7 protein-coding genes, 1 tRNA gene and 1 pseudogene are annotated in these 5,946 nt (G+C 31.7%); 3 read left to right on the plus strand and 6 right to left on the minus strand.

The window, feature by feature from the left end; genetic code table 11:
- The 3 genes from B3J44_RS06570 to B3J44_RS06580 form a co-directional block, all read right to left on the minus strand.
- The coding region (locus B3J44_RS06570; protein ID WP_414654766.1) for a dihydrofolate reductase family protein at window positions 1-190 on the minus strand (190 nt) is incomplete at its 3' end.
- Between the two features lie 72 nt (window positions 191-262).
- Window positions 263-1,000, minus strand: a complete 738-nt coding sequence (locus tag B3J44_RS06575) for a helix-turn-helix domain-containing protein (RefSeq protein WP_286967056.1) — start codon at window positions 998-1,000, stop codon at window positions 263-265.
- 530 nt (window positions 1,001-1,530) lie between these two features.
- Window positions 1,531-2,418 (minus strand): winged helix-turn-helix domain-containing protein, encoded by an 888-nt coding sequence (locus B3J44_RS06580; protein WP_286967060.1) that lies wholly within the window; start codon window positions 2,416-2,418, stop codon window positions 1,531-1,533.
- A gap of 110 nt (window positions 2,419-2,528) precedes the next feature.
- Between B3J44_RS06580 and B3J44_RS06585 the strand changes: the two genes are divergently transcribed.
- Window positions 2,529-3,101: a hypothetical protein gene (locus B3J44_RS06585; RefSeq protein ID WP_286967062.1), complete on the plus strand. Its 573-nt coding sequence runs from the start codon at window positions 2,529-2,531 to the stop codon at window positions 3,099-3,101.
- Window positions 3,102-3,249: 148 nt separating this feature from the next.
- Complete coding sequence (locus B3J44_RS06590; protein ID WP_286967079.1) at window positions 3,250-3,990, plus strand: formylglycine-generating enzyme family protein; 741 nt, start codon at window positions 3,250-3,252, stop codon at window positions 3,988-3,990.
- A gap of 194 nt (window positions 3,991-4,184) precedes the next feature.
- Here the strand turns inward: B3J44_RS06590 and B3J44_RS06595 are convergent, their stop codons facing one another.
- Both B3J44_RS06595 and B3J44_RS06600 read right to left on the minus strand, forming a co-directional pair.
- Entirely contained in the window at window positions 4,185-4,379 is a 195-nt protein-coding gene (locus B3J44_RS06595; protein ID WP_414654767.1) for a hypothetical protein, read from the minus strand.
- A gap of 27 nt (window positions 4,380-4,406) precedes the next feature.
- A tRNA-Arg gene (locus B3J44_RS06600) sits at window positions 4,407-4,480 on the minus strand.
- A gap of 115 nt (window positions 4,481-4,595) precedes the next feature.
- Between B3J44_RS06600 and B3J44_RS06605 the strand changes: the two genes are divergently transcribed.
- Entirely contained in the window at window positions 4,596-5,108 is a 513-nt protein-coding gene (locus tag B3J44_RS06605; protein WP_286967087.1) for an adenine phosphoribosyltransferase, read from the plus strand.
- Between the two features lie 223 nt (window positions 5,109-5,331).
- On the opposite strand, the pseudogene B3J44_RS06610 reads toward B3J44_RS06605, so the two are convergent.
- A pseudogene (locus tag B3J44_RS06610) lies at window positions 5,332-5,946 on the minus strand (phenylalanine--tRNA ligase subunit beta); the annotation flags it as partial.

Below are 5,946 nucleotides of genomic sequence, written 5' to 3' on the forward strand. Positions count from 1 at the left end.
CACCTATTTCTTTAAGCACATAATCGTAGGTTTTTCTTCCAATTATTATAGTATCAATCTCAGAGGTAAATTCTTCATACCCATAATCTTCACCTTCTTTTTCTACAAGCTTTAAAAAACTTAGATCATCATTTGGCTTTGCAATGTAACCATCTAAACTTACAGCAATGAAAAGTTTTATTTTTCGCATTTGTTTTAAATTTTATTGTTTTGCCAAAGGTACTAAGAGACTTATAATCACACTTTGTAAAAATGCGACAAATTAAAGCAAGGATGGTGAAAGCCCCGTATTTCGTTTGATTTCATTAGTGAGATGGGAATGGTCATAATAACCACACTCAAATGCAATATCTGATAAACTCCGGTTTTTATATGATGTTTGAATAATACTCAAAGCATTCTGAAAGCGTATGATATTTGAATATTCTTTTGGTGATAGTCCGATGTACTTTTTAAAATTTCGCTCTAGCTGTCTTATAGTTGTGCAATTCTTTCGTGACAATTCGTAAATGCTGGTCTGTCCGTTGGTTAAATTTATTTCATTAATAATGGATTGCAATGGGTTTTCTCTATAATTTATTCTTTCTGAAAAAAAATGCGTAAAATACTTAAACGGGTTTGCCAATATTTTGTCAACATTAAATGAATTGGATTTTTCAAATTCAATAGTATCATTGGTCAGCTCATTTTGTGAAATGTAATTATAGAAATTAGCAAGAGCAGCAGGCTTTAGACACACGCCTAGTAAATGAGTGTCAGTATCAATAAAACTGTCTTTAAATGAATTCATTGCTCCAACTATATATGTTTTTCCAAACTCCATAGAGAGAGAACCATTGTCTGTCAGACAATTATTTCCTATATTAATTAGAATTCCTGTGCAGCCATCTGGATAAACCCGTTCCCATTGGCCTTCATTCCCATTTCCTTTCAGTTCCCAAAAGAAATGGATAAATGGTTCCAGTTCTTTAAAAGGCTTTATTTTTTTGTACTCCACCATAAATCTATAGGTTTGTATTGAGAAGTTCAATTGTATATTGCAAAATTAGCGTTAAAAGGTGTAATTTGAAATCAAAAAAATTACGATAAATCTAAAGAGAAAAAAAACTACTATCCTTGATGGGACTTCGAACCATCATCGAGCTTTGATAAAATTTCTAATAATGCCACTTTAGGACTGTTTGTTTCAAACAGGCGAAGAATTCCTTTTGAAAAAATCGAACCATAAATTGTTAGAGTGTAAAGGCTTGAAAAGTCTTCACATTAGGGCATAAAAAAAGAGACAACTATTTGCTAGTTGTCTCCTTAAGTGATCAACGGGACAAATTACAACATCATTTTTAGATGATTTGAAGAAATTGGCTTACTATATGTAGTGTCTGTCTTCCAGTGGCTTTGGTAATTTGGTTTAGATGTACTATTTGGGATTGATGGAAAATGCAATGAAAAAAAATTAACCTATTTATTCCGTAGATTTAGTTTTTAAAAATAAAAGTATTGAAAGATTTTTTATTAGTAAAACATTTTCTGCTAGTTAATTTCAAGTTTATAACCTTTGCTGCGTACAACAACAATGTTGATTTTTGGATCAGATTGAAGTTTTTTTCTAAGCTTAGATATAAACATATCTAAACTACGGCCAACGATTACACCGTCATCTTCCCATATCTCTTTTTGTAAGCGATTCCTTTCTATTGTTTTATTTGGAGAAGAAGCGAAAATGAGCAAAACCCGTGTTTCTGTAACGGTGAGGTCTATTGTATTTTCATTTATGATAAGCTTTCGATTCTTTACATCAAATAATACCGATCCCAAATTATAAATGTCTTTAGTTTGATTATCAGGTGTTTGTTTTTTTGACTTAACAGATTTCAGAAGAATAAAACTGACAAGTGCTAAAATTGAAAGGCTTCCCAGAACATATTTACTTTGTAATGTAATTGTTTCTGTTGGTTTGAATTTTATGTTAATCATGTAACAGCTTTTGGGCTGTTTTCTCCCTAGGCAGGCTACAATATCATCTTTTTTATTTTTGGATATAACATATCCATATGCAACACTAGAGTTGCCACAATTCAGGACGTTAACGATATAATGGCTTGAGAACGAGTCTTTGAATAATAAACGACTTGTAATATTGACCAACGAATCCGGTTGAAAACTAAAATTATTCTCAAACCTAATCTGGTATTCATTTTCTGAAATTTTTTTTACAGGGAGTACTCTTGATGTACTGTCGCCTGATTGTAAAAGTAATTCATGTCCGATTTTTCGAAGTAAAATTTCTCTTCTGGCAAAGTTAAAGTTATCACTACTATCCGTACGGAAAGCTGCATAGATTATAGCAGAAAACAAGATAAATATCAATGCAAACAGATATTTACGTTTTCTAGAGATCAGATTTCGGCTAAGGTGCATATTGTCAATAATTTATTTACAAAGTTTACATTTTTATTTACAATTTTTATCTCTCAAACCGAAATATATCAAAGTAGTTTTGCTGTATAAACTTTAAAAGAAGGTAAACTATGTTATTATTTAAAGCTTTAAAAAGTATAAAAATCATTTATGTACTAATCTTATTTTTGGTTGTAGTAAGCGGATTGGTATTTGCTAATCATGAAATTAAAAATGAAATTTCTAAAAAGTCAGTAGTTAAAAACCTTTCTAATACAGAAAAGAAAGCCACACTAAAAAAATGGGAGACTACTCCTGACGGCATAATGTTTAAAAAATGGGAAGCCTCTCCTGCGGGTAATAGAGTTTACGCCAGTGAAGCTATAATAAGAAAGCCTATTAATAATAATGCCAATATGATGGGAGTTGTAACCTCTCTTTCTCTTCCGCCTGGGTCAAGATTAGGTTTTGGAATTATGGTAAACATTAATCATCATGATTATATACTTAGTTTTGGATTGGAAAAGTCCGGCAGCAATGAATTCCAGCAGTTAAAAAGCTTGAAAGTTAACGATACAATAATTATAAAAAGCCATAGTGTATCACACTCGCCCAAGTATTTATACCCAATTATATCTGGTGACTATGTAGAACGAGATAGTAAGATAATTTATAAGCGTGCAGCTCGTAAAGGTGGTTGCTGAATAAATAATTGTGAACTTTTGTTCAGTTAAATATGCTAGCTGCCAGTAATTTTAATAAACATTAATCAATATTTGAATGATTTTGCGAACATTTATATTTTTAATTGGATTTTTATTTCTCAATTCTTGTGAAAAAAGTAATGAGAAAATGGAATGGATTTTTGTGGAAGGTGGAACTTTTGAACAAGGCAAAAACCAGATTGTTGTAAGTCCGAAAGGTGACTCTATAAAGGGATTTACTAGTCCGCATAGGGTAGTTGAACTTGATGATTTTTACATTAGTAAGTATGAAGTAACGGTTCAACAATTTAAAGAATTTTGTAAAGAAACAGGTAGAAAAATGCCTGATCCTCCTATTGAAAATGCACATGTTATTAAAGTTTATTACAAATGGATAGACGAAAATCCGATGCTTGCAACTTGGGATGAAGCAAATGAATTTGCGAAATGGGCAGGAGGAAGGCTTCCAACAGAAGCAGAATGGGAATACGCGGCTAAAGGTGGAATAAAAACAAAAAGATATAAATATAGTGGCAGTAATAATCCAATTGAAGTTGGCTGGGTTAAAGAAAACTCAAACAGCACATTTCATAAAGTAGGACTTCTTAAACCGAATGAACTTGGTATATACGACATGACTGGTAATGTTGGTGAATGGGTTTTTGATTGGTACAACCCCGAAAAGGATAGCTTGGTTAGTAGAATAAACCCTCTGGGGCCTTTAGAAGGACAGTATAAAATTTCAAAAGGTGTCAGTTGGTTTTACGAAACACAAGATGAAAGTGGAAGACCCTTAGAATATGGAATTCATATGCCTGAAGTGAGATATCAATCACCAAAAGGTACGCGAAATGATGGGTTCGGATTTAGAATTGCGAAAGATAAATAGAAATCTGTAAGTCGAAGGAATTTTAATAATAGTATAAATAAAAAAATAGCGTCAATTGAATACCCAACTCTCCGAAGAGTTCTTATGAAAAGCTGTGCGAATATCTCCTGACTTTGTACTCATAAATAATGGTCTAAAACAAAAAAAAGAGACTCCAAAGCCTCTTTTTAGAATTATATATCTTTAAAAAATAATTATTTCCCAATCAATTTCTCAAGCTTAGTTATCATTTTATCTTTCTCTTTCAACATACGCTCAAATAAAGTAATTTTTTCTTCGTGAAGTTTTTTGATTTCTTCAATTGGATTGTTGTTGAAAATTTTAATTTTATTGCTGAACATCGCATTACTTGAAATTAAATTCACTGCAGTGTTAAAAAAAAATCCCATTTCGTTAGAAATGGGATTTTAATTTTGTGACCTCGACTGGATTCAAACCAGTAACCTTCTGAGCCGTAATCAGATGCGCTATTCAGTTGCGCCACGAGGCCTTTTTGTTATCAATTAGCTATTTTTTTTGTAGCTTTGTTGATTGCTTATTGCGGGTGCAAAGATAGACATAAATGTGAGATAAACAAGGAAAAAATAACATAAAAATAAAAAAAAATGCAGTTCGAAAATTATATACGTGATATTCAGGGTTTTCCGAAAGAAGGAATTTTATTTAAAGACATCACACCTTTATTAATTAATCCAGAAGCTCGAACAAATTGCCTCAGAATTTTGCTCGACTCATTAAATGGAGAAAAAATAGACAAGGTAGTTGGAGCAGAATCTCGTGGTTTTTTCTTCGGAATGTTGTTGGCGCAAGAACTAAAAGCAGGGTTTGTTCCTGTTAGAAAACCAAAAAAGCTTCCGTTCGATACGATTTCTGCTTCATATGAATTAGAATACGGTTCTGATAGTTTGGAAATGCATATAGATGCTATTAAAAAAGGGGATCGCGTTTTAATTCATGATGATGTGTTGGCTACCGGAGGAACTGCAAAGGCAGTTTGTGAATTAGTAGAAAAACTTGGCGGTGAAATTGTACAATGTAATTTTTTAATGGAGCTGACTTTTCTTAACGGAAGAGAAAAAATAAAAGAGTATCCCGTTTTTGCTGCATTAACTTATTAATGGAAACAAGATATATAGTATAATAGAAGATTCATGCTTTTACTTTGCGTTTAAGAAGAAAAAACGAGAAATTATACCCTAGGCTTTAAACAAGAAATTGAAATTAAATAACGTGGGTTTTTAGGGCTTTTTTTATCATAAACTTTGAACTTCAAACTTGAAACAAAAAACAAAACCCGACAAGATTATTGTCGGGTTTTTTATTTTATAATTGAGAAAGAAATTATCTCAAAGTTGCACCTAGTTCAGTTTCGAAAGTCTGTTGTAATTTAGACATGATTTTATCGATTTGAGCATCAGTTAATGTTTTAGTATTGTCTTGAATAGTAAAACTTAAAGCATACGATTTTTTTCCTTCAGGCAATTTACTTCCTTGATAAACATCAAATAGATTAATGTCTTTTAAAAGTGTTTTTTCTGTCTGTTTTGCTAGATTGAAAATGCTTTCATAAGTCGTTTTTTCATCGATTAATAAAGCTAAATCTCTACGAACTTCCGGATATTTAGGAATTTCAGTATACTTAATTTTTCCTGTGATGATTTTTAAAACCAAATCCCAGTTGAAATCTGCATAATAGACGTCTTGTTTGATACCAAAATGCTTTAAAATAGGTTTTTTAACAACACCCATTTCAACTAAAATATCGTTATTGTAAGTAATTGCAGTTCCTTCAGAATAAACATCTGACTGAACAGGAGCATTACCAATTTTTTCAATTCCTAAACGAGATAAAATCGCTTTTACATATCCTTTCAATAAAAAGAAATCTGTCGTTTTCTGCGCGCTTGTCCAGCTTTCTTTGTTTCTATTTCCAGAAACTAATAAAGAAAGGTGTTT

The organism is Flavobacterium sp. UBA4854 (genome assembly GCF_002399805.1).
In the GTDB taxonomy this organism is placed as follows: domain Bacteria; phylum Bacteroidota; class Bacteroidia; order Flavobacteriales; family Flavobacteriaceae; genus Flavobacterium; species Flavobacterium ginsengisoli.

Excerpts from the sequence above, each read along its gene's own strand:
- B3J44_RS06575 (WP_286967056.1), bottom strand. The coding sequence starts at position 1,000 with ATGGTGGAGTACAAAAAAATAAAGCCTTTTAAAGAACTGGAACCATTT.
- B3J44_RS06580 (WP_286967060.1), bottom strand. The coding sequence starts at position 2,418 with ATGCACCTTAGCCGAAATCTGATCTCTAGAAAACGTAAATATCTGTTT.
- B3J44_RS06585 (WP_286967062.1), top strand. The coding sequence starts at position 2,529 with ATGTTATTATTTAAAGCTTTAAAAAGTATAAAAATCATTTATGTACTA.
- B3J44_RS06590 (WP_286967079.1), top strand. The coding sequence starts at position 3,250 with ATGGAATGGATTTTTGTGGAAGGTGGAACTTTTGAACAAGGCAAAAAC.
- B3J44_RS06595 (WP_414654767.1), bottom strand. The coding sequence starts at position 4,379 with ATGGGATTTTTTTTTAACACTGCAGTGAATTTAATTTCAAGTAATGCG.
- B3J44_RS06605 (WP_286967087.1), top strand. The coding sequence starts at position 4,596 with ATGCAGTTCGAAAATTATATACGTGATATTCAGGGTTTTCCGAAAGAA.